This window comes from Serratia sp. BNK-10 (genome assembly GCF_047456065.1).
In the GTDB taxonomy this organism is placed as follows: domain Bacteria; phylum Pseudomonadota; class Gammaproteobacteria; order Enterobacterales; family Enterobacteriaceae; genus Serratia; species Serratia ureilytica.
On sequence record NZ_CP179894.1, the window covers coordinates 5,156,707 to 5,178,854 of the forward strand.

The window sequence follows — 22,148 nt, forward strand, 5'->3', positions numbered from 1 at the left end:
CTAATCTGTTACGGTGATACTCCTCAGCGCTGCGCCGATGGCTGCCGCGCGTTGTCAGAACAAAAACAACGAGGACGTTTATGACCGCCCAGATCCTGCTTCATCCTTCGCTTGCGCCGCTCGACGGCGGCATTAACTTCCGTGACTTCGGCGGCAACGGCGTGGCCGACGGGCGCCGCATCAAACGCGGCCTGCTGTTCCGCTCCGGATCTCTCGAGCGGCTGACGGAAAACGACTGCACTTTCCTCGCTGGAGTGCCGGTGCGTTCGGTGCTGGACTACCGCGATGCCGACGAAGTGCAGGCCAAACCGGATATTCTGTGGAATGGCGCTGACTATCACCACGTGCCGGCCAACCCGCTGAGCAGCGAAGTCAACGCCAACCTGGAAAAGCTCACCAACGAAACGCTGGCCGCTTTCGACGCCCGGGCGTTCATGCTGGAGCTGTATCGCCGCCTGCCGTTCGGCAATGCGGCCTATCAGCGGTTGGCGCAGCTGTTGAGCAACCCCGGCGGCGGCGCGATCGTGCAACACTGCGCGGTCGGCAAGGATCGCACCGGGGTCGGTTCGGCGCTGGTGCTGTTCGCGCTGGGGGCCGACGAAGCGACGGTGCTGGAAGACTATCTGCTGACCGAAACCACGCTGGCCGCTTTCCGCGAGCAGATGCTGGATCAGCTGTCTATCAAGTTGAATGCGGCGGCGCTCGAGCAATTCGCCTACGTGCTCAGCGCGCGCGAGGAGTTCCTGATGACGGCGCTGGGCTGCATCCGCCAACAATACGGCTCCACCGACCGCTGGCTGGAAGCGGAATACGGCCTGGGCGCGGCCCAGCGCGAAGCGCTGCGGGCGTTCTACCTCGAGTAAATTACCGCGTGTTTAGCCGGGGTTTAACTCGCCCCGGCTTATCCTAGGCGGCGAACCATCGCGTATCAGGAGCCCCGCATTGAGCCTCAATGACGTTATCAACTGGGTCAGCGACGTCGTGCGTCAGCACGAAGGCTGGGCCATTCCCATCATCTTCTTCCTGGCGTTCGGCGAGTCGCTGGCGTTTTTGTCGCTGCTGCTGCCGGCCACGGTGATCCTGCTGGCGCTGGGCGCGCTGATCGGCGAAAGCGGCATCGCCTTTTGGCCGATTTGGGCCGCCGCCGCCGCCGGGGCGTTTTTCGGCGACTGGCTCTCGTACTGGATCGGCTACCACTATCAGGATCGGGTGGCCCATATGTGGCCGCTGTCGCGCAATCCGCAGCTGCTGGCGCGCGGCCACGCCTTCTTTGAGCGCTGGGGCGTGCTGGGCATTTTCATTGGCCGCTTCTTCGGCCCGCTGCGCGCCGTGGTGCCGCTGGTGGGGGGCATTTGCGGCATGCCGCAGCGCTACTTCCAGTTGGCCAACGTCACGTCGGCGATGATCTGGGCGTTCGGCATTCTGGCGCCGGGGGCGTTCGGCATCAAGTGGCTCAGCCAGTGGCTGGGCTGATTTCTCGCTAAATTGCGCAGCGCCGCGCAATATTGTGCGCGGCGGGCAAAATCAGGCTGGACATCCATACAGCCTCCCCTTAACGTGACGGGCAATGGGCGTGCGAAACGCCGGAACGGCAAGGTGCAACAGGAGGCAGGGTGGATACCAGTCTGATTTATGGGATTGGCGGCGTCGCGATCGGCATGCTGTTGGGGTGGCTGATCGCCAGTCTGCGAGTGCAGCAGACGAACGCGCAACATGAAACCGAACTGCGGTTGCTGGAGCAAGCGTTGCAGCAGGCGCAGCAGGAGACGGCCGTGCGGCAGGAGGCCCTGCAGCGCCACGAACAGCAGTCGCGCCAGAACGAGCTGGAGCTGCGCAACCTGCACAGCCAGCTGGCGGCCGGGCATGAAAAACTGCAACAGCTCAACCATTGGCGCAACGAATGCGAGCTGCTCAACCAAGAGCTGCGCGCCCAGCGCGAGGTGAACAGCGCGCAGGAGGCCGAGCTGCGCGAAGTCACCATCCGTCTGGAAGAGACGCGCATGGCGGCGGAGGAGAAGCAGCGTCTGCTGATCAACAGCGAACAGCGCCTCACCACCCAGTTTGAAAACCTCGCCAACCGCATTTTTGAACACAGCGGCCGCAAGGTGGACGAGCAAAATAAGCAAAGTTTGGATCGGTTACTGCTGCCGCTGCGCGAACAACTGGACGGTTTCCGCCGGCAGGTGCAGGACAGCTTTGGCCAGGAGGCGCGTGAGCGCCATACGCTGACGCACGAGATACGCAATCTGCAGCAGTTGAATGCGCAAATGGCGCGCGAGGCCATCAACCTCACCAAGGCGCTGAAAGGCGACAACAAGACCCAGGGCAACTGGGGTGAAGTGGTGCTGAGCCGGGTGCTGGAGGCCTCCGGCCTGCGCGAAGGGCACGAGTATGAAACGCAGGTCAACGTGCGGGTAGATCATCAGAGTCGCATGCAGCCCGATGTGATCGTGCGCCTGCCGCAGGGCAAGGATGTCGTGATCGACGCCAAGATGTCGCTGATCGCCTACGAGCGCTATTTCAACGGTGAAGACGAGGCGGAGCGCGAAGCGGCGCTGAGCGAACATATCGCTTCGCTGCGCGGCCACATTCGCATGCTGGGCCGCAAGGACTACCAGCAGCTGCCGGGGCTGCGTTCGCTGGACTATGTGCTGATGTTCATTCCGGTCGAGCCGGCCTTCCTGCTGGCTATCGATCGCGAGCCGGAGCTGATCAGCGAAGCGCTCAAGCACAACATCATGCTGGTCAGCCCGACCACGTTGCTGGTGGCGCTGCGTACCATCACCAACCTGTGGCGCTATGAGCATCAGAGCCAGAATGCCCAGCGCATCGCCGAGCGCGCGGCGAAACTGTATGACAAGATGCGGCTGTTCGTGGACGATATGTCTGCGCTGGGACAGAGCCTGGACAAGGCGCAGGGCAGTTATCGTCAGGCGATGAACAAACTGAGCGAAGGCCGTGGTAATCTTATCGGCCAAATTGAAGGTTTCCGCGCGCTGGGGGTTGAGGTCAAGCGGCCGATAAACCCGCTGCTGGCGCAGCAAGCCGGCGCGCAACACGATGAAGCGGAAGAGGCGAACGACGACGAGGTCGCCGCGCTGCCGCAGACGAACGACGATGATGATACCACCGGGGAACCGGGCTTCGTTTCGCACGGCTGAGGCCGTGGCGAGGTGGGGTATTCCTCGGGCTTCTGGTACACTCATCCACACAAAATTGACTGAATAGCAGGCAGGACAATGGCAGATCAATCGCAGGAAACCACCGATTTCGGTTTTCGCACCGTCGCTAGAGACGAAAAACAGGCCATGGTGGCGGACGTTTTTCATTCGGTAGCGGCAAAGTATGACGTGATGAACGACCTGATGTCGTTCGGCATCCACCGTATCTGGAAGCGTTTCACCATTGACTGCAGCGGCGTGCGCCGCGGGCAGCGCGTGCTGGATCTGGCCGGTGGTACCGGCGACCTGGCCGCCAAGTTCTCCCGCATGGTTGGCGAGCAGGGGCAGGTGGTGCTGGCGGACATCAACGATTCGATGCTGAAGATGGGGCGCGAGAAGCTGCGCGATCGCGGCATCGTCGGCAACATCAATTACGTGCAGGCCAACGCCGAGGCGCTGCCGTTCCCGGATAACTACTTCGATTGCATCACCATCTCCTTTGGCCTGCGCAACGTCACCGACAAAGACAAAGCGCTGCGTTCGATGTTCCGCGTGCTGAAGCCGGGCGGCCGCCTGTTGGTGCTGGAGTTCTCCAAACCGCTGCTGGCGCCGCTGAGCAAAGCTTACGACGCATACTCTTTCCACGTGCTGCCGAAGATCGGCGAGCTGGTAGTGAAAGATCCGGACAGCTATCGCTATCTGGCGGAATCGATCCGTATGCACCCCGATCAGGAAACCCTGAAGGGCATGATGGGCAACGCCGGTTTTGAAAACGTCACCTATTTCAACCTGACCGGTGGGATTGTCGCCCTGCATCGCGGCTTCAAGTTCTGAGAGGGAGATGCCGATGCTGTTTACCCCTCTGCTGACCGGTGCGCTGGAAACCTCGCTGAATAACCTGCTGTTTCGCGATCGCAGCATGAAAGCCGCTCGCCAACGCCTGGTGGGCAAGGTGCTGCGCATCGAACTGGAAGAGTTGGCTTCACCGCTGGTGCTGGTGTTCAGCGAACTGCGCGTGGATGTGCTGGGGCAGTCTGAAGACAGCGCCGATTGCACGGTGCGCAGCCGCATTCCCTCCTTACTGAAGCTGCGCGATCGCCAGCAGTTGCCGGTGCTGATGCGCAGCGGCGAATTGACGGTGGAAGGGGATATTCAGGTGGTGCAACAGCTGGTTGGCCTGCTCGATCTGGCGGAGTGGGATCCGGCGGAATGGCTGGCGCCCTATATCGGCGATATCGCCGCTCAAGGCATTACGCAGGCGCTGGGCAAAGGTGCTTCGTTACTCAAGGCCGGATTGATGCGTCGGCAGCAAGACATGGCTGAGGCGCTGACGGAAGAGTGGCGTCTGGCGCCGGGGCCGCTGGAAGTGGTGTGGTTCAATGAAGAAGTGGATGCGCTCGCCCGCAGCGCGGAAGCGCTGATTGCCCGCATGGATAAGTTGGAGGGCAAGCGATGACCCCAGGCGAACTGCGTCGTTTGTATTTTATCGTCCGCGTTTTTCTCAGCTATGGGCTGGACGAGCTGATCCCGACAATGCGTTTGACGCTGCCGCTGCGCTTCGGCCGCCGGCTGCTGTTCTGGATGCCTAATCGGCACAAGGACAAACCGCTGGGCGAACGTCTGCGGCTGGCGCTGCAGGAATTGGGGCCGGTCTGGATCAAGTTCGGCCAGATGATGTCGACCCGCCGCGATCTGTTCCCGCCGCACATTGCCGATCAGCTGACGCTGCTGCAGGATCGGGTGGCGCCTTTCGACGGTGCGCTGGCGCGCAAGCATATCGAGCTGGCGATGGGCGGCCCGCTGGAAACCTGGTTCGACGACTTCGAGCAGCAGCCGCTGGCGTCCGCCTCGATCGCGCAGGTGCATACCGCGCGGCTGAAAACCACCGGCCAGGAAGTGGTGCTGAAGGTGATCCGGCCGGATATCGGGCCGATTATCAAAGCCGACGTGCGCTTGATGTACCGGCTGGCAGGCTGGGTGCCGAAGCTGTTGCCGGACGGCCGCCGCCTGCGTCCGCGCGAAGTGGTGCGCGAGTACGAAAAAACCCTGCTGGACGAATTGAACCTGCTGCGCGAAGCGGCCAACGCCATTCAGCTGCGTCGCAATTTCGACGGCAGCCCGATGCTGTACGTGCCGGAAGTCTACTCCGACTACTGCCGCGAAAGCGTGTTGGTGATGGAGCGTATCTACGGCATTCCGGTCTCGGACATCGCCACGCTGGAGCAGCAGGGCACCAACATGAAACTGTTGGCGGAACGCGGCGTTCAGGTGTTCTTTACCCAGGTATTCCGCGACAGCTTCTTCCATGCGGACATGCATCCCGGTAATATTTTCGTCAGCTACGAACATCCGGAAGATCCTTGCTACATCGGCATCGACTGCGGCATCGTCGGTTCGTTGAACAAGGATGACAAACGCTATCTGGCGGAAAACTTCATCGCCTTTTTCAACCGCGATTACCGCAAGGTGGCGGAACTGCACGTCGACTCCGGCTGGGTGCCGCGCGACACCAACGTGGAAGACTTCGAATTCGCCATCCGTACCGTGTGCGAACCGATTTTCGAGAAGCCGCTGGCGGAGATCTCCTTCGGCAACGTGCTGCTGAACCTGTTCAACACCGCGCGCCGCTTCAATATGGAAGTGCAGCCGCAGCTGGTGTTATTGCAGAAGACCTTGCTGTATGTTGAAGGGCTGGGGCGTCAGCTTTACCCGCAGTTGGATCTGTGGACCACCGCCAAGCCATTCCTCGAGAGTTGGCTGCGCGATCAGGTCGGCATTCCCGCCGTGGTGCGCGCGCTAAAAGAGAAAGCGCCGTTCTGGGCGGAGAAACTGCCCGAGCTGCCCGAACTGTTTTACGACAGCCTGCAGCAGCATAAACTGTTGCAACAAAGCGTTGATAAGCTGACCAACCAGATGCAGGCTCAGCGGGTTCGTCAGGGGCAGTCACGTTATTTGTTCGGCGTTGGCGCTACACTGTTGGTAAGCGGCACGCTGTTGTTGCTGGGGCAAATCGAGGTGTTCCCTGCCTGGATGATGGCCGCCGGCATCGTATGCTGGGTGATTGGCTGGAAGCGAACCACCTGAATTAATTCGTTACTCTGGTAAAGTCGGCTCTATAATGCGGGCTGGCTTTAAAAGACCCCTTAAAATTAGAGGTAATTAAAATGGGCGGTATTAGTATTACGCAATTGTTGATCATCGCAGTGATCGTGGTGCTGCTGTTCGGTACCAAAAAACTGCGCACGCTGGGTTCCGATCTCGGCGCCTCGATCAAGGGCTTCAAAAAAGCGATCGGCGACGATACGCCGTCGACCCCCAACACGGCAGAAAAAAGCAGCCTGGATGACGCTGATTTCTCGGCCAAGCCTATTACCGATAAGCAGCCGGAAGTGAAACCGGAAGAGTCGAAGAACAAAGAGCAGGTATAAACCGTGTTTGACATTGGGTTTAGTGAGCTGCTGCTGGTGCTGGTGATCGGCCTGGTTGTTCTGGGGCCGGAACGCTTGCCGGTTGCGGTCAGAACGGTATCGGGCTGGATCCGCGCGCTGCGCTCGCTGGCGGCCTCGGTGCAGCACGAACTGTCTCAGGAGCTGAAGCTGCAGGAGCTGCAGGACAGCCTGAAGAAAGCCGAACAGGCCGGCCTGCAGAACCTGACGCCGGAGTTGAAGGCGTCGATGGATGAGCTGAAAGACGCGGCGGAATCCTTGAAACGCACCTACCGGGGCGAGAAAGAAGAGCTGGCGAACACCATCCATAACCCGCAGGCCATCGATCCGGAAGCCTTGCACGACGGCGTGACGCCGGCGGAAGCGGCAACCAGCGCCAGCGCGCCCGCCGCCGTGCCAAAACCGGCAGTGGAACCTGAAGCCGTCGTGGCTGCGCCAGTGGCGGTGCAACCGGCTAAAGCGCCGGTGGAAACCGCGCCTGCTCCTGCCGAACCTGTTGCGGATAAAACCCCAGCGTCTCACCAACCTAGTGGCGATCGTTAATACATGGCTGTTGAAGATACCCAACCCCTTATCAGTCATCTGATAGAGCTGCGCAAGCGGCTGTTGAACTCGATTATTTGCGTACTGGCGGTGTTCGTGGTGCTGGTGTTTTTCGCCAACGACATCTACCAGCTGGTTTCTGCGCCGCTGCTCAAGCAGTTGCCGGCCGGCGCGAGCATGATCGCCACCGACGTGGCGTCACCGTTTTTCACCCCGATCAAGCTAACCATGATCGTTTCGGTGTTCGTCTCCGCGCCGATGATCCTGTATCAGGTATGGGCGTTCATCGCGCCTGCGCTGTACAAGCATGAACGCCGCCTGATGATGCCGTTGCTGGTGTCCAGCAGCCTGTTGTTTTACCTCGGCATGGCTTTCGCCTACTTCATCGTGTTCCCGCTGGCCTTCGGCTTCTTCGCCAAGACCGCGCCGATGGGGGTGACCATTGCGACCGACATTAAAAACTACCTCGATTTCGTCATGGCGCTGTTTATGGCGTTTGGCGTCGCCTTCGAAGTGCCGGTCGCCATCATTCTGCTGTGCTGGAGCGGCGTCACTTCGCCGGAAGACCTGAAGAAGAAACGGCCGTATGTGTTGGTCGGCGCGTTTGTGGTCGGCATGTTGTTGACGCCGCCGGACGTGTTCTCGCAAACCCTGCTGGCGATACCGATGTATCTGCTGTTTGAAGTGGGGGTATTCTTCGCTCGCTTCTATACCGGCAAACGCCGTCCGCAGGCGGAAGACGACGACGAGGGTGACGAACCCCCAGCGCCCTGATCCACATTGATTGCGAAGCCGCCCATAGGGCGGCTTTTGCTTTGGAAAAAACCATGTTTGATATCGGCGTTAACCTCACCAGCAGCCAATTCGCCAAAGACCGCGAGACCGTGGTGGAGCGCGCCCGCGCGGCGGGCGTTACCGGGATGTTGATTACCGGCACCGATCTGCCTGAGAGCCGCGAGGCCGCCAAACTGGCGCAGCTGCATGCGGGCTATTGCTGGTCCACCGCCGGTGTGCATCCGCATAACGCCGGCAGCTGGGATGAACGCAGCGCCGAGCAGATTTATGCCCTGGCCGCCGGCCCAGAAGTGGTGGCGATCGGTGAATGCGGTCTGGATTTCAACCGCAACTTCTCGACGCCGGAGCAGCAGGAAGCGGCGTTCAGCGCGCAACTGGCGCTGGCGGCGGAGTTGGCGCTGCCGGTGTTTCTTCACTGTCGCGACGCACACGCACGTTTTGCCGAGCTACTGACGCCGTGGTTGGATAAACTGCCCGCGGCCGTGGTGCACTGCTTCACCGGCACCGCCGAAGAATTAGCAAGCTGCCTGTCGCTGGGCCTGTCGATCGGGATTACCGGTTGGGTATGCGACGAGCGGCGCGGTCTGGAATTGCGCGCCCTGCTGCCGCAGATCCCGGCCGAGCGTCTGCTGCTGGAAACTGACGCCCCTTATCTGTTGCCCCGGGATTTACAGCCTAAACCCGCATCTCGCCGCAACGAACCCTGTTTCCTGCCCCACATCGTGCATCAGGTCGCCGTCTGGCGGCAGGAAGAGCCGCAATGGCTGGGGCAAAAAACCGATGAGAACGCCCGCCGGCTATTCCGGCTGGTTTGAGCTAGGAGAAAACTATGAGCTATGCATTTCCGGGCACCTTTCCTGGTCGCCGTATGCGCCGCGTGCGCCGTCATGACTTCAGCCGCCGTCTGGTCGCCGAAAACCAACTGACGGTCAATGACCTGATTTATCCGGTGTTCGTCATGGAAGGCAGCAACCGTCAGGAAGAAGTGGCCTCGATGCCGGGCGTATCGCGCATGACGATCGATCTGCTGGTCAAGGAAGCGGAAACCATCGCCAAACTCGGCGTGCCGGTGATCTCCCTGTTCCCGGTGATTGAACCGGGCTTGAAGTCGCTGCATGCGGAAGAAGCCTACAACCCGGAAGGGCTGGTGCAGCGCACGGTGCGCGCGCTGAAAGACGCGGTGCCTGAGTTGGGCATTCTGACCGACGTAGCGCTCGATCCCTACACCACCCACGGTCAGGACGGGGTGATCGATGAGCAGGGCTACGTGATTAACGACGTGACCAAAGACATTCTGGTGCGTCAGGCGCTGTCTCATGCCGAAGCGGGCGCGGAAATCGTGGCGCCGAGCGACATGATGGACGGCCGTATCGGGGCGATCCGCGATCGTCTGGAACTGCAGGGCCTGGTGAACACCCAGATCATGGCCTACTCCGCCAAGTACGCTTCCTGCTATTACGGTCCGTTCCGCGATGCGCTGGGTTCCAGCGGCAACCTGAAAGGCGGCAACAAAAAGACCTATCAGATGGATCCGGCCAACAGCGATGAAGCGCTGCAAGAGATTGCGCAGGATCTGCAGGAAGGCGCGGACATGGTGATGGTGAAACCGGGCATGCCTTATCTGGATGTGGTGCGCCGGGTGAAGGATACCTTCGGCGTGCCGACTTTCGCTTATCAGGTGTCCGGTGAGTACGCCATGCACATGGCGGCGATTCAGAACGGCTGGCTGCAGGAGCAGCCTGCGGTGATGGAGTCGTTGATGTGCTTTAAACGCGCCGGCGCCGACGGCGTGCTGACCTACTTCGCCAAGCGTGTCGCCCAATGGCTGCATGAAGAAGCGCTGCGCCGCTAAGCGCGATACCGTAAAAAAGGCGCCTGAGGGCGCCTTTTTGCATTACATTTTCTGGAATTGCCGATTGTCGATGCTTTGACTGACCTGTTTGTTGATCAGGTTGAGCAACAGCATCGAGCGGGCCTCGCCGTCCGGCTCGGTGTAGATCGCCTGCAGCCCTTCGAATACGCCATCGACGATCAGAACGGTATCGCCCGGCTGCGGGGTTTCCGGATCGACATAGGTCTCGCTGGTGTGCGTGCGCAGCTCATCGATCACCTTGCTCGGGATGACGCTCGGCAGCGCGCCGAAACGCACGAAGTGGCTGACGCCGCGGGTGGCGCTGATGGTGGTGGTGTGAATGCGCTCCGGGTCGAATTCCACAAACAGATAATTGGGAAACAGGGGTTCGCTGACCGCGATGCGCTTGCCACGCACGATTTTTTCCAGCGTGATGATCGGGCTGAGGCAGTTTACCTGCTGCCGCTCCAGATGTTCCTGCGCTCGCAACAGCTGACCGCGTTTGCAATAAAGTAGATACCAGGATTCCATAATTTCACATGCCTTTCTGCCAGCCGGTAAGCATATCAAAAGCTATTCCGGATACATAGTGATGCAAGTTTCAGCATGTAACATCGCCTATCTTTCTGAATCTACGGCTATTAGCGAGGGGTCACACACTTATCGATACGGCGCTGGTATAACAGAGGGCTAAAAATTTGTTACCGTCACAGTATGGCAAGGCGTTGCGCCGCCGGCTGTGACGCTATTCATCGTTTTTGACCGAGGGGAGAAAAATGGAGCTGTTTCTGTTGAGCAACGGCAAGCTGTCTGGCGAAGCCGAGCTGCTGGGGTACGCCAAAAGCCAACTGCTGGCGATGATTGCGCGCCGCGGCATCAAATCCGCCGTCTTTATCCCTTACGCGCTGATCCGTTACGACTACGATCGGCGCGCGCAGGAGCTGGCGCAAACATTGGGCATTGAAGTCACCAGCATTCACCACGCCGCTTCACCGGCGGCGGCGATCGCGCAGGCCGAATGCATTTTGGTCAGCGGCGGCAACACCTGGTTGCTGAACCAGATGTTGCACGAACAAAGCCTGATCGTGCCTATCCAGCGCGCGGTGCGCGAGCGTGAAGTGCCCTACGTCGGCTGGAGCGCAGGTTGCAACGTGGCGACGCCGAGCATTCGCACCACCAATGACATGCCGGTGCGCTGCAGCGTGGTGTTGCCGGCGCTGGGGTTGTTCCCGGTGCAGATTAACCCGCATTACATCGATGCGCACATCAGCGGCCACATGGGCGAAACCCGTGACGAGCGTCTCGCGGAGTTCTGCGCGATCAACCCGAGCGAATCGGTAGTGGCGTTGCGTGAAGGCAGTCTGTTGCACGTTGAAGGCAATGCGCTGCGTTATTTCAGCGCCAACGGGCAGGGCTTTAAGGTGTTCCGCCACGGCGAAGAGACGCGCGAGTATCAGGATACGCGCGCACTGGCTGCGCTGGTGCCGTTCAACTGCGGCTGAGAGCCACCCGACAGCGGGCGGCGTTAACAAAATTGCAGCAACAACCTTGAAGAGGGCTTATAATGCCCTCCCCACTGGCCGCTATAATGATCAGCATGAAATACCGTGACTTACGCGATTTCCTCTCGTTGCTGGAGAAGAGAGGGGAACTAAAACGCATCAGCCAGCCGATCGATCCTTACCTGGAAATGACGGAAATTGCCGATCGCACCCTGCGGGCGGGCGGCCCGGCACTGCTGTTTGAAAACCCGAAAGGGTACGACATGCCGGTGCTGTGCAACCTGTTCGGCACCGCCAATCGCGTGGCGATGGGCATGGGGCAGGAAGACATCAGCGCGCTGCGCGAAGTCGGCAAACTGCTGGCTTTCCTCAAAGAGCCGGAGCCGCCGAAAGGTTTCCGCGATCTGTTCGACAAAATACCGAAGTTCAAGCAGGTGCTGAACATGCCGACCAAGGTGCTGGGATCCGCGCCTTGTCAGGAGCAGGTATGGCAGGGCGATGATGTCGATCTGGGCCGCATTCCGGTGATGCACTGCTGGCCGGAAGACGCCGCGCCGCTGATCACCTGGGGGCTGACGGTGACCCGCGGCCCGCATAAGGAACGGCAAAACCTCGGTATCTATCGTCAGCAGGTGCTGGACAAGAATAAAGTGATTATGCGCTGGCTGTCGCACCGCGGCGGCGCGCTGGATTACCAGGAGTGGTGCCAGGCGCACCCCGGCGAGCGTTTCCCGGTTGCGGTGGCGCTGGGCGCCGACCCCGCCACTATCCTCGGCGCGGTGACGCCGGTGCCGGATACCCTGTCTGAATACGCCTTTGCCGGGCTGCTGCGCGGCAATAAAACCGAAGTGGTCAAGTGCCTTTCCAACGATCTGGAAGTGCCCGCCAGTGCCGAAATCGTGCTGGAAGGCTATATCGAGCCGGGTGAAATGGCGCCGGAAGGCCCCTACGGTGACCACACCGGTTACTACAATGAAATCGACCAGTTCCCGGTATTCACCGTCACGCACATCACCCAGCGTCGCAACGCGATTTACCACTCGACCTACACCGGTCGGCCGCCGGATGAACCGGCGATCCTGGGCGTGGCGCTGAATGAAGTGTTCGTGCCGATCCTGCAAAAACAGTTCCCGGAAATCGTTGATTTTTATCTGCCGCCGGAAGGGTGCTCGTATCGCCTGGCGGTGGTGACCATGAAAAAACAGTACGCCGGCCACGCGAAACGCGTGATGATGGGCGTCTGGTCGTTCCTGCGGCAGTTTATGTACACCAAATTTGTTATCGTCTGTGACGATGACGTCAATGCGCGCGACTGGAATGACGTGATTTGGGCGATCACCACACGAATGGATCCGGCAAGGGATACGGTTCTGGTGGAGAATACGCCGATCGACTATCTGGACTTCGCCTCGCCGGTTTCCGGACTGGGTTCGAAGATGGGGCTGGACGCCACCAACAAATGGCCGGGTGAAACCGATCGCGAATGGGGCCGTCCGATTCAGATGGATGAAAAGGTACGTGCGCGCGTCGACGAAATCTGGGATGAGCTCGCAATTTTCAGTGACAGGGAACCGACGTTATAGCGTCAGGCCCTGTTCTCAGCTTTGCATTGATGACCCGACAGAGGGAACGCATGACAATATTGAGCTGTAAAGTGACCTCGGTAGAGGCCATTACCGATACGGTTTATCGGGTACGTCTGGTGCCCGAGCAGCCGTTTTCTTTCAAGGCAGGGCAATATCTGATGGTGGTGATGGACGAGCGCGACAAACGTCCGTTCTCGCTGGCATCAACCCCGACGCAGCAAGATTACATCGAGCTGCATATCGGTGCTTCGGAGCTGAATCTGTACGCCATGGCGGTGATGGATCGCATTCTGAAAGAGCAGGCGATCACCGTCGATATGCCGCACGGCGACGCCTGGCTGCGGGAAGAGGGCAGCCGTCCGCTGGTGCTGATCGCCGGCGGCACCGGCTTCTCCTATGCGCGCTCAATCCTGTTGACCGCGTTGGAGCAGCAGCCCGATCGCGATATTTCCATCTACTGGGGCGGGCGTGAGCTGAAGCACCTGTACGATCTGAGCGAGCTGGAAGCGCTGTCGGTGCAACACCCGAACCTGAAGGTGATCCCGGTGGTCGAGCAGCCGGAGGCGGAATGGCGTGGCCGCAGCGGCACCGTGCTCAGCGCGGTGTTGCAGGATTTCGGCACGTTGGCGGAGCATGACATCTACATCGCCGGGCGTTTCGAGATGGCGAAAATCGCCCGCGAGCGTTTCTGCGCCGAGCGCGGCGCGCAGGAAGCGCATATGTTTGGCGACGCGTTTTCGTTTATCTGACAGAGGCGATGCGCAGTGAACGGGGTGGCCGAGGGGCGCCCCGTTTTTATTTGGGCGTCGGCAAATTTCAGGCATAAAAAACCCGCCCCTGACAGGCGGGAAGAACGGCAACTAAACTTGGCGGGATGCCGCGATTTGAAGTGGTGACGCGGTCATCCCAAGATAGACACAGCTAAACGCGTTCAAACACGGTGGCGATACCCTGGCCCAGGCCGATGCACATGGTCGCCAGGCCGAACTGCGCGTCGCGACGTTCCATGTTGTTCAACAAGGTGGTCGAGATGCGGGAGCCGGAACAGCCCAGCGGGTGGCCGAGCGCGATGGCGCCGCCGTTCAGGTTAATCTTGTCGTCGATGCTGTCCATCAGCCCCAGATCCTTGATGCACGGCAGCGACTGGGCGGCGAACGCTTCGTTCAGCTCGAACAGATCGATGTCCTGCACGCTCAGACCGGCGCGTTTCAGCGCCAGCTTGCTGGCCGGCACCGGGCCGTAGCCCATGATGGAAGGATCGCAGCCGACGACCGCCATCGAGCGGATGCGGGCGCGGGCTTTCAAACCGAGCGCTTTGGCGCGTGATTCGCTCATCAGCAGCATGGCGGAAGCGCCGTCCGACAGGGCGGAAGAACTGCCGGCGGTGACGGTGCCGTTGACCGGATCGAACGCCGGACGCAGGGCCGACAGGCTTTCGACGGTGGTTTCCGGGCGGATGACTTCATCAAAATCGTAACGAGTCAGCACGCCGTCGGCGTCATGGCCGTTGGTCGGAATGATCTCGTTTTTGAAGTAACCCGCCAGCGTCGCCGCATGTGCGCGTTGGTGGGAGCGCGCGGCGAACTCATCCTGCATCTGGCGGCTGATGTTGTGCATCTTGGCCAGCATTTCAGCGGTCAGCCCCATCATCCCGGCGGCCTTGGCTACGCTGCGGCTCAGGCCCGGATGGAAATCCACGCCGTGGTTCATCGGCACGTGGCCCATGTGTTCCACGCCGCCGATCAGGCTGATGTGCGCGTCGCCAACCATGATGGCGCGCGCCGCGTCGTGCAGCGCCTGCATCGAAGAGCCGCACAGGCGGTTGACGGTCACCGCCGGCACACGGTGCGGGATCTCGGCCAGCAACGCGGCGTTGCGGGCGATGTTGAAGCCTTGTTCCAGCGTCTGCTGCACGCAGCCCCAGTAAATGTCATCGATCTCGTCGGCGTTCAGCGCCGGGTTGCGGCTCAGCACTTCACGCATCAGATGAGCGGAGAGATCTTCGGCGCGCACCTGGCGGAAGGCGCCGCCCTTGGAGCGGCCCATCGGCGTGCGTACGGCATCAACAATAACTACGTTTTCCATCTTTATGACCTCATGCCGGTTGGCGGGTTGCGACGTCGGACAGCGGTGTCGCCACCGGGTAGTAGCTTTCATTGCGTTCGGCCTTGGCGCGCAGACCGGCCGGCACCTGATACAGGGCGCCGAGGTGTGCGTAACGCTGGGCCAGCTCAACGTAGTTGGCGGTGCCGAGCGTATCCAGGTAGCGGAACGCGCCGCCGTGGAACGGAGGGAAACCGATGCCGTAGACCAACGCCATATCGGCTTCGGCCGGGCTGGCGACGATCTTCTCTTCCAGGCAACGCACCACTTCGTTGATCATCGGGATCATCATGCGCGCAACGATCTCTTCGTCGCTGATGGTCTGGCGCGGTTGGCTCACTTCTGCCAGCAGCGCATCGGTCTGCTCGTCGTTGTCCTTGCGCGGCTTACCTTTGTTGTCCTGGCTGTAGCGGTAGAAGCCCAGCTGGTTTTTCTGACCGAAGCGCTGGTTGTCGAACATCACGTCAATGGCGTCGCGATAGTCTTTGCTCATGCGCTCCGGGAAGCCGGCCGCCATTACCGCTTGTGCGTGGTGTGCGGTGTCGATGCCCACCACGTCGAGCAGGTAGGCCGGGCCCATCGGCCAACCAAACTGTTTTTCCATCACTTTATCGATCTGACGGAAGTCGGCGCCGTCGCGCAGCAGCAGGCTGAAGCCGGCGAAGTATGGGAACAGCACGCGGTTGACGAAGAAGCCCGGGCAGTCGTTCACCACGATCGGCGTTTTGCCCATGCGGCTGGCGTAGGCCACCACTTTGGCGATGGTCTCGTCGCTGGTTTGTTCGCCGCGGATGATTTCGACCAGCGGCATACGGTGTACCGGGTTAAAGAAGTGCATGCCGCAGAAGTTTTGCGGACGCTTCAACGATTTTGCCAGATGATTAATCGGAATGGTCGAGGTGTTCGACGCCAGAACGGTGTCTTCGCCGATCAGGTTTTCCACTTCCGACAGCACGGCGGCTTTGACCTTCGGGTTCTCCACGACCGCTTCGACGATCACCTGCGCGCGCTCGATGCCGGCGTAGTCCAGCGTCGGCTGAATGGTCGACAGCACCTGCGCCATTTTCAGGCCATCCAGCTTGCCGCGTTCCAACTGCTTATTGAGCAGCTTGGCCGCTTCGTTCATGCCCAACGTCAGCGATTTGTCGCTGATGTCCTTCATGATCACCGGCACGCCTTTCAACGCCGATTGGTAAGCGATGCCGCCGCCCATGATGCCGGCGCCCAACACCGCCGCCTGTTTCGGCGCGTCCACATTCTTGGCCAGCTTTTTCGCCTGACCCTTCACGAACTGATCGTTAAGGAAGATGCCGACCAGCGCACGCGCTTCGTTGGAGCGCGCCAACGGCACGAAGCTGGCGGTTTCCAGTTTCAGCGCTTCATCGCGGCCCAGCTTGGCGGCGGCTTCAATGGTTTTCACCGCGGTCATCGGCGCCGGGTAATGTTTGCCGGCGGTCTGCAGCACCATGCCTTTGGCGGTGGTGAAGCTCATTGCCGCCTCGATCGGGCTGAGCTTCAGCGGCTCCAGCTTCGGTTGACGCGCGGCGCGCCAGTTCAGCTTGCCGTCGATCGCCTGTTGCAGCATGTTGAGCGCGGCTTCGGCCAGTTTTTCCGGCGCCACTACCGCATCGACCAGGCCGACTTTCAAGGCGTCTTTGGCGCTGACGTCTTTGCCGGCGGCGATGATTTCCAGCGCACTGTCGTTACCCAGCAGGCGCGGCAGGCGGACGGAGCCGCCGAAGCCCGGCATGATGCCCAATTTGGTTTCAGGCAGGCCGATGCGCGCGTCCGGTGAGGCGACGCGGAAATCGGTCGCCAAAATGCATTCGCAACCGCCGCCGAGCGCATAGCCGTTAATGGCCGAAATGGTCGGCACCGGCAAATCTTCCAGCCGGTTAAAGACGTTGTTGGCGAATACCAGCCACTCCTGCAGCTTTTCAGCCGGCGCGGCGAACAGAGAAAGGAATTCGGTGATATCGGCGCCGACGATAAATGCGGCTTTGGTGGAGCGCAGCAGCAGCCCCTTGAGCTCTGGCTGGTTTTCCAGCACGGTGAGCGCTTCGCCCAGGCTGGCGACGGTGCGGGTGTCCAGCTTGTTGACCGAGCCCGGTGCGTTGAACACCAGCTCGGCGATGCCGTTATCGAGCCAGTGCAGTTGTAATGTTTCGCCTTGGTAGAGCATGTCTATCTCCTGAATCAGCGTATGATCTGGTATGACCAGATGAAGAGGAGTGTGGTTTTTATGTTAACAATATGCAAATGAGAGATTGCATTTTTGCTGGTCTGATCACATGTCGCCAAGTTAGTTTTTTGATTTGAAACGAAGTTATATTTTATGTGCTATCGGCATTTGCCGGAGCTTGTCGGCCCTCATACACTTGCTCGCAGCGAATGAACATTCAGACGAGGTTACGCATGACTAAGGCGGCTTGTGTTAAACGCAGCGGCTTATGGAGCATTCCCGCCAGAACCATGACGCTGGCGTGTCTGTTGGTGTTTATGGCGCAAATGGCGACGACCGTGTACTTGCCTTCGCTGCCGACGGTGATGCGGGAGCTGGCGATGAGCCGGCGCGCTACCGAGCTGTCCATTTCAATCTTCGTCATCGGCGCCGCCTTGCCGGTGCTGTTCTGGGGCGCGGCCGCCGATCGCTTTGGCCGCCGCGTGCCCCTGACGCTGTCTTTATTTCTTTTCATTGGCTGCAGCGGGCTGTTGGCGCTGTGCAGCAACGGCGCCCAATTGCTGACGCTGCGTGCGCTGCAGGGCGTGGGTGCCGGCGGTGCGGCGATCATCGCGCGCATCATCGTGCGGGATAACTGGAGCGGGGACGAACTGGCGCGGCGTCTGTCGGTGCTCTCCATCGCCTTTATCACCGCGCTGGGCGGCGGTCAGTTTATCGGTGGCCTGCTGAGCCAATATGCGCACTGGCAGATGGGCTTCGTCCTGATGGGCGCCACCGGTTTGATCATTCTGGTGCTGATGGCGACGCTGCCGCTGGAGGCGGGACGGGCAGGGGGCGTGCGCCCGGCGATGGCGGCAACCTACTTTGCCATCCTGCGGCGGCCTGGGTTCTTTTGGCCGGCCTGCGTCGGCGGGCTGGGGTTTGCCACCACGGTGACACTGCAGGAAGTGAGTCCGTTCGTCATGCAGCAGGAGTTTGGTCTCAACGTCACGGCGTTCGGCGCCCTGGGGCTGGTGATCGGCGTCGCCTACTTCAGCGGGGCGCTGACGGTGAACCGTACGGTGGCGCGTCTCGGCGGGAAAAAACTGATGCAGGCCGGCAGCGGCATCGTGGCGCTGGCGACGGCGGCGATCCTGCTGCTGTGGTGGAGCGGCGTTCTGGCCGGCCTTTCCGGCATGGCGCTGTTCATCGCGCTGTATTGCCTGACCATTTTTGGCCAGGCGGTGCTGTTTCCCAACAGCATGGCGATGGCGGTCAGCGATGCCAAAGAGTACGGCGCTTATGCGATGGCGCTGTGTGGCTTTCTGCAGCAGTGTCTGGCGGGCGTCGCCGCGGCCGGCGCGGTGTTGTTGGAACACCATGGCCTGTGGGCGCTGGCGATAGCGCTGCTCGGTTTGGGCGGCTGGTTAATGGTTAAGCTGCGGATGTAACGGCATTTGCAGGGAATTGCGAGCTGCTCCGCATGCCCAACGCGATGAGGTTGGTGCGTCGGAGCGCTGTGTTAAGATGGCTTCTTTCGTGCTAAGGCATAAGGGTACTGTGATGGAAACGCTGGCTTCTTTGTATAACGACCACCTGGCAGAACTGCAAAAACGCGCGCGTGAAGTGCTGGAGCGCAACAAGTTGGATGCGCTGCTGATTCACTCCGGGGAACTGCAAAAGGTATTTTTGGACGACCATAGCTACCCGTTCAAAGTGAACGCGCATTTCAAAGCCTGGGTGCCGGTGACGTCGGTGCCGAACTGCTGGTTGTGGATAGATGGCGTCAACAAGCCGAAGCTGTGGTTCTACTCCCCGGTTGACTACTGGCACAGCGTAGAGCCGCTGCCGAACAGTTTCTGGACCAAGTCCCTCGAATTGATGCCGCTGGCCAACGCCGATGCGATCGCGCAGCAGCTGCCGCCGCAGCGTGAGCGCGTCGGCTATATCGGTTATGCCCAACAGCGCGCCCGCGATCTCGGCATCCCTTCGGAAAACATCAACCCGAAAGCGGTGCTGAACTACCTGGATTTCCACCGTTCGATTAAAACCGGCTATGAGCTGGCCTGCATGCGCGAAGCGCAGAAGACGGCGGTAACCGGCCATCGTGCCGCGCATGAGGCCTTCCTCTCCGGCATGAGCGAGTTCGACATCAATCTGGCCTACCTGACGGCTACCGGCCACCGCGATACCGATGTGCCTTACGACAACATCGTGGCGTTGAACGAGCACGCTTCGGTGCTGCACTACACCAAGCTGGATCATCAGCCGCCGGCCGAGTCCCTGAGTTTTCTGATCGACGCCGGCGCGGAATATAACGGCTACGCCGCCGATCTGACGCGTACCTATGCGGCGCAAAGCGGCAGCGAGTTCGCTCATCTGGTGAAAGATCTCAATAGTGAACAGCTAGCGCTGATCGACACCATTAAAACCGGCGTGCGTTACACCGACTATCATGTGCAGATGCATCAGCGCATCGCCAAGCTGCTCAAGAATCACAAACTGGTGAATGGCCTCAGCGAAGAGGCGATGGTCGAAACGGGTATCACCACGCCGTTCCTGCCGCACGGGTTGGGCCATCCGTTGGGCCTGCAGGTGCACGACGCCGCCGGTTTTATGCAGGATGAGCAAGGCACCCATCTGGCGGCGCCGTCCAAGTACCCGTTCCTGCGTTGCACCCGCGTGTTGCAGCCGGGCATGGTGTTGACCATCGAACCGGGTCTGTACTTCATCGAGTCTCTGTTGGCGCCGTGGCGCAGCGGCGAGTTCAAGCAGCACTTCGCCTGGGATCGCATCGATGCGCTGAAACCGTATGGCGGTATTCGCATCGAAGACAACATCGTGATCCATGAAAAGCGCATCGAGAACATGACGCGCGATCTGAACCTGGCTTGATGCGGCCGTACCCGATACCGGCGGAAGCAACCTGCTTTACCGAAGAGATAAAGAAGAGCCGTTTCATCACCCTGCTGGCGCCGACCGGCGGGGTGGAGGCGGCAAAGGCGTTTATTCAGCAGGTGCGGGATGAGCACCCGGCGGCGCGGCACCACTGTTGGGCTTTCGTCGCCGGTAGCCCCGATGATTCGCAGCAGTTGGGGTTCTCCGACGATGGAGAACCGTCGGGCACCGCCGGCAAACCTATCCTCGCGCAGCTGATGGGCAGCGGTATCGGTGAAGTGACCGCCGTAGTCGTTCGGTACTACGGCGGTGTCAAGCTGGGCACCGGCGGGCTGGTGAAAGCTTATGGCAACGGTGTTCAACAGGCATTGAAGCAGCTGGCGCTGGCGCAAAAGGTGCCCGAAGCCGAATATATCTTGCAGTGCGACTATGCGCAGTTGGCGCTGGTGGAGAACTTGTTGCAGCAAACCGCAGGTCGGATCCTGCAGGGTGAATACGGCGCCGCCGTCGTGCTGCATTTGGCGCTGCCGGCGACTGAGGTCGAGCTGTTTGGGAATAAATTGCGTGATCTCAGCCGCGGTAATTTGCAATTAACCCCCATTTCGCAATAATCCTCCCAATTGAATTGCTAAGGATCGTGCTGAAATGCATTTTCGCGCCATAACCCGTATCGTTGGTCTGCTGGTCATCCTGTTCTCCGGGACGATGTTTATTCCCGGCCTGGTGGCATTGATTTATCGCGATGGGGCGGGGCGAGCGTTCAGCCAAACGTTCTTCGTGGCGTTGACCATCGGGCTGATGCTGTGGTGGCCGAACCGTAAGCAGAAACACGAGCTGAAGCCGCGTGAAGGTTTCCTGATCGTTGTGCTGTTCTGGACCGTGCTGGGCAGCGTGGGGGCATTGCCGTTCCTGTTTTCGGAACGTCCTAATTTGTCGCTGACCGACGCCTTCTTTGAATCCTTCTCGGGATTGACGACTACCGGCGCAACGACGCTGGTGGGGCTGGACTCGTTGCCTAAGGCCATCCTGTTCTATCGCCAAATGCTGCAATGGATGGGCGGGATGGGGATCATCGTGTTGGCGGTGGCGATACTGCCGATACTCGGCGTCGGGGGCATGCAGCTGTATCGGGCGGAAATGCCCGGGCCGCTGAAAGATAACAAGATGCGTCCGCGTATTGCCGAAACCGCCAAAACCCTGTGGCTAATCTATGTGTTGCTGACCGTCGCCTGTGCGCTGGCGCTCTGGGGGGCCGGGATGTCGGTGTTCGACGCCATCGGCCACAGTTTCTCGACCATCGCCATTGGCGGGTTTTCTACCCACGATGCCAGTATCGGTTATTACGCCAGCCCGACCATCAACACCATCATTGCCGTGTTCCTGCTGATTTCCGGCTGTAACTACGGTCTGCACTTCGCTTTGCTAAGCGGCCGCAGTCTGAAGGTCTATGGGCGCGATCCTGAATTCCGCATGTTTATCTTCGTTCAACTGACGCTGGTGGTGGTGTGCACGTTGGTGCTCTGGGGACATGGCGTCTATAAGAGCGGTATGGAAACGCTCAATCAGGCGTTCTTCCAGGTGGTATCGATGGCGACCACGGCCGGTTTTACGACCGACAGCATCGCCAAGTGGCCGCTGTTCCTGCCGATGCTGTTGCTGTGTTCGGCATTCATCGGCGGTTGCGCCGGTTCGACCGGCGGCGGCCTGAAGGTGATCCGTATTCTGCTGTTGTACCTGCAGGGCTCGCGCGAGTTGAAAAGGCTGGTGCACCCCAACGCGGTCTATACCATCAAATTGGGCAATCGCGCACTGCCGGAACGTATTCTGGAAGCGGTGTGGGGATTCTTCTCCGCCTATGCGCTGGTGTTTATCGTCAGCATGCTGGCGATCATTGCGACCGGCGTTGATGATTTCTCCGCGTTTGCCGCAGTGACGGCAACGCTGAATAACCTTGGTCCTGGTCTGGGCGTGGTGGCGGACAACTTCACCACGATGCCGGCGGCGGCCAAGTGGATCCTGGTGGTGACGATGCTGTTCGGGCGCCTGGAAGTGTTTACATTGCTGGTGCTGTTCACGCCAACCTTCTGGCGTGAGTGAGCCT

General features: G+C 60.2%; 21 protein-coding genes. 18 read left to right on the forward strand and 3 right to left on the reverse strand.

What is annotated here, in order from left to right:
• Window positions 1–80 precede the first annotated feature (80 nt).
• The 11 genes from ACMGG9_RS24690 to hemB all read left to right on the forward strand — a co-directional run bounded on the left by ACMGG9_RS24690 (window position 81) and on the right by hemB (window position 9,797).
• Window positions 81–863, forward strand: a complete 783-nt coding sequence (locus ACMGG9_RS24690; RefSeq protein WP_047573105.1) for a tyrosine-protein phosphatase — start codon at window positions 81–83, stop codon at window positions 861–863.
• Window positions 864–942: 79 nt separating this feature from the next.
• Entirely contained in the window at window positions 943–1,473 is a 531-nt protein-coding gene (locus ACMGG9_RS24695; RefSeq protein ID WP_004934438.1) for a DedA family protein, read from the forward strand.
• A 140-nt stretch (window positions 1,474–1,613) separates the two neighbouring features.
• A complete protein-coding gene (gene rmuC / locus ACMGG9_RS24700; protein WP_033652654.1) occupies window positions 1,614–3,161 on the forward strand; it encodes a DNA recombination protein RmuC in 1,548 nt (515 codons plus the stop codon).
• Window positions 3,162–3,239: 78 nt separating this feature from the next.
• Window positions 3,240–3,995 (forward strand): bifunctional demethylmenaquinone methyltransferase/2-methoxy-6-polyprenyl-1,4-benzoquinol methylase UbiE, encoded by a 756-nt coding sequence (ubiE, locus tag ACMGG9_RS24705; RefSeq protein ID WP_004934443.1) that lies wholly within the window; start codon window positions 3,240–3,242, stop codon window positions 3,993–3,995.
• Window positions 3,996–4,008: 13 nt separating this feature from the next.
• The gene (gene ubiJ / locus ACMGG9_RS24710) at window positions 4,009–4,617 is read left to right on the forward strand and encodes a ubiquinone biosynthesis protein UbiJ (protein ID WP_414161795.1); all 609 of its coding nucleotides are present in this window, start codon (window positions 4,009–4,011) and stop codon (window positions 4,615–4,617) included.
• Window positions 4,614–6,245, forward strand: a complete 1,632-nt coding sequence (ubiB, locus tag ACMGG9_RS24715; RefSeq protein WP_033644971.1) for a ubiquinone biosynthesis regulatory protein kinase UbiB — start codon at window positions 4,614–4,616, stop codon at window positions 6,243–6,245. Before ubiJ ends, ubiB begins: the two co-directional genes overlap by 4 nt.
• 80 nt (window positions 6,246–6,325) lie before the next feature.
• Window positions 6,326–6,589 carry a Sec-independent protein translocase subunit TatA gene (tatA, locus tag ACMGG9_RS24720; protein WP_004934452.1) on the forward strand — a complete coding sequence of 88 codons (264 nt, stop codon included), beginning with the start codon at window positions 6,326–6,328 and terminating at the stop codon, window positions 6,587–6,589.
• A 3-nt stretch (window positions 6,590–6,592) separates the two neighbouring features.
• Window positions 6,593–7,150, forward strand: coding sequence for a Sec-independent protein translocase protein TatB (gene tatB / locus ACMGG9_RS24725; protein WP_414161796.1), 558 nt, complete (start codon window positions 6,593–6,595; stop codon window positions 7,148–7,150).
• A 3-nt stretch (window positions 7,151–7,153) separates the two neighbouring features.
• Entirely contained in the window at window positions 7,154–7,924 is a 771-nt protein-coding gene (gene tatC, locus ACMGG9_RS24730; RefSeq protein ID WP_033644968.1) for a Sec-independent protein translocase subunit TatC, read from the forward strand.
• A 53-nt stretch (window positions 7,925–7,977) separates the two neighbouring features.
• Window positions 7,978–8,760 carry a 3'-5' ssDNA/RNA exonuclease TatD gene (gene tatD / locus ACMGG9_RS24735; RefSeq protein WP_197809887.1) on the forward strand — a complete coding sequence of 261 codons (783 nt, stop codon included), beginning with the start codon at window positions 7,978–7,980 and terminating at the stop codon, window positions 8,758–8,760.
• Window positions 8,761–8,774: 14 nt separating this feature from the next.
• Window positions 8,775–9,797 (forward strand): porphobilinogen synthase, encoded by a 1,023-nt coding sequence (hemB, locus tag ACMGG9_RS24740; protein WP_042783470.1) that lies wholly within the window; start codon window positions 8,775–8,777, stop codon window positions 9,795–9,797.
• A 42-nt stretch (window positions 9,798–9,839) separates the two neighbouring features.
• On the opposite strand, the gene rfaH is transcribed toward hemB, so the two are convergent.
• Window positions 9,840–10,328: a transcription/translation regulatory transformer protein RfaH gene (gene rfaH, locus ACMGG9_RS24745; RefSeq protein WP_033644965.1), complete on the reverse strand. Its 489-nt coding sequence runs from the start codon at window positions 10,326–10,328 to the stop codon at window positions 9,840–9,842.
• Window positions 10,329–10,573: 245 nt separating this feature from the next.
• Between rfaH and pepE the strand changes: the two genes are divergently transcribed.
• The 3 genes from pepE (at window position 10,574) to fre (ending at window position 13,634) form a co-directional block, all read left to right on the forward strand.
• Window positions 10,574–11,299, forward strand: coding sequence for a dipeptidase PepE (pepE, locus tag ACMGG9_RS24750; RefSeq protein WP_033644964.1), 726 nt, complete (start codon window positions 10,574–10,576; stop codon window positions 11,297–11,299).
• 62 nt (window positions 11,300–11,361) lie between these two features.
• Complete coding sequence (gene ubiD, locus ACMGG9_RS24755) at window positions 11,362–12,882, forward strand: 4-hydroxy-3-polyprenylbenzoate decarboxylase (protein ID WP_414161797.1); 1,521 nt, start codon at window positions 11,362–11,364, stop codon at window positions 12,880–12,882.
• 50 nt (window positions 12,883–12,932) lie between these two features.
• On the forward strand, window positions 12,933–13,634 hold the full coding sequence (fre, locus tag ACMGG9_RS24760) for an NAD(P)H-flavin reductase (RefSeq protein WP_033644962.1): 702 nt from the start codon (window positions 12,933–12,935) through the stop codon (window positions 13,632–13,634).
• Window positions 13,635–13,806: 172 nt separating this feature from the next.
• On the opposite strand, the gene fadA is transcribed toward fre, so the two are convergent.
• Window positions 13,807–14,970 (reverse strand): acetyl-CoA C-acyltransferase FadA, encoded by a 1,164-nt coding sequence (fadA, locus tag ACMGG9_RS24765; RefSeq protein WP_033644961.1) that lies wholly within the window; start codon window positions 14,968–14,970, stop codon window positions 13,807–13,809.
• 10 nt (window positions 14,971–14,980) lie between these two features.
• Window positions 14,981–17,170, reverse strand: a complete 2,190-nt coding sequence (gene fadB, locus ACMGG9_RS24770; protein ID WP_033644960.1) for a fatty acid oxidation complex subunit alpha FadB — start codon at window positions 17,168–17,170, stop codon at window positions 14,981–14,983.
• Between the two features lie 233 nt (window positions 17,171–17,403).
• Between fadB and ACMGG9_RS24775 the strand changes: the two genes are divergently transcribed.
• From ACMGG9_RS24775 to trkH, 4 genes are all read left to right on the forward strand, one after another.
• The gene (locus ACMGG9_RS24775; protein WP_042783472.1) at window positions 17,404–18,600 is read left to right on the forward strand and encodes an MFS transporter; all 1,197 of its coding nucleotides are present in this window, start codon (window positions 17,404–17,406) and stop codon (window positions 18,598–18,600) included.
• 112 nt (window positions 18,601–18,712) lie between these two features.
• Window positions 18,713–20,044, forward strand: coding sequence for a Xaa-Pro dipeptidase (gene pepQ / locus ACMGG9_RS24780; RefSeq protein WP_033644957.1), 1,332 nt, complete (start codon window positions 18,713–18,715; stop codon window positions 20,042–20,044).
• The gene (locus tag ACMGG9_RS24785; protein ID WP_033652658.1) at window positions 20,044–20,658 is read left to right on the forward strand and encodes an IMPACT family protein; all 615 of its coding nucleotides are present in this window, start codon (window positions 20,044–20,046) and stop codon (window positions 20,656–20,658) included. Before pepQ ends, ACMGG9_RS24785 begins: the two co-directional genes overlap by 1 nt.
• A 34-nt stretch (window positions 20,659–20,692) precedes the next feature.
• On the forward strand, window positions 20,693–22,144 hold the full coding sequence (gene trkH, locus ACMGG9_RS24790) for a Trk system potassium transporter TrkH (RefSeq protein WP_004934492.1): 1,452 nt from the start codon (window positions 20,693–20,695) through the stop codon (window positions 22,142–22,144).
• Window positions 22,145–22,148: the final 4 nt, after the last annotated feature.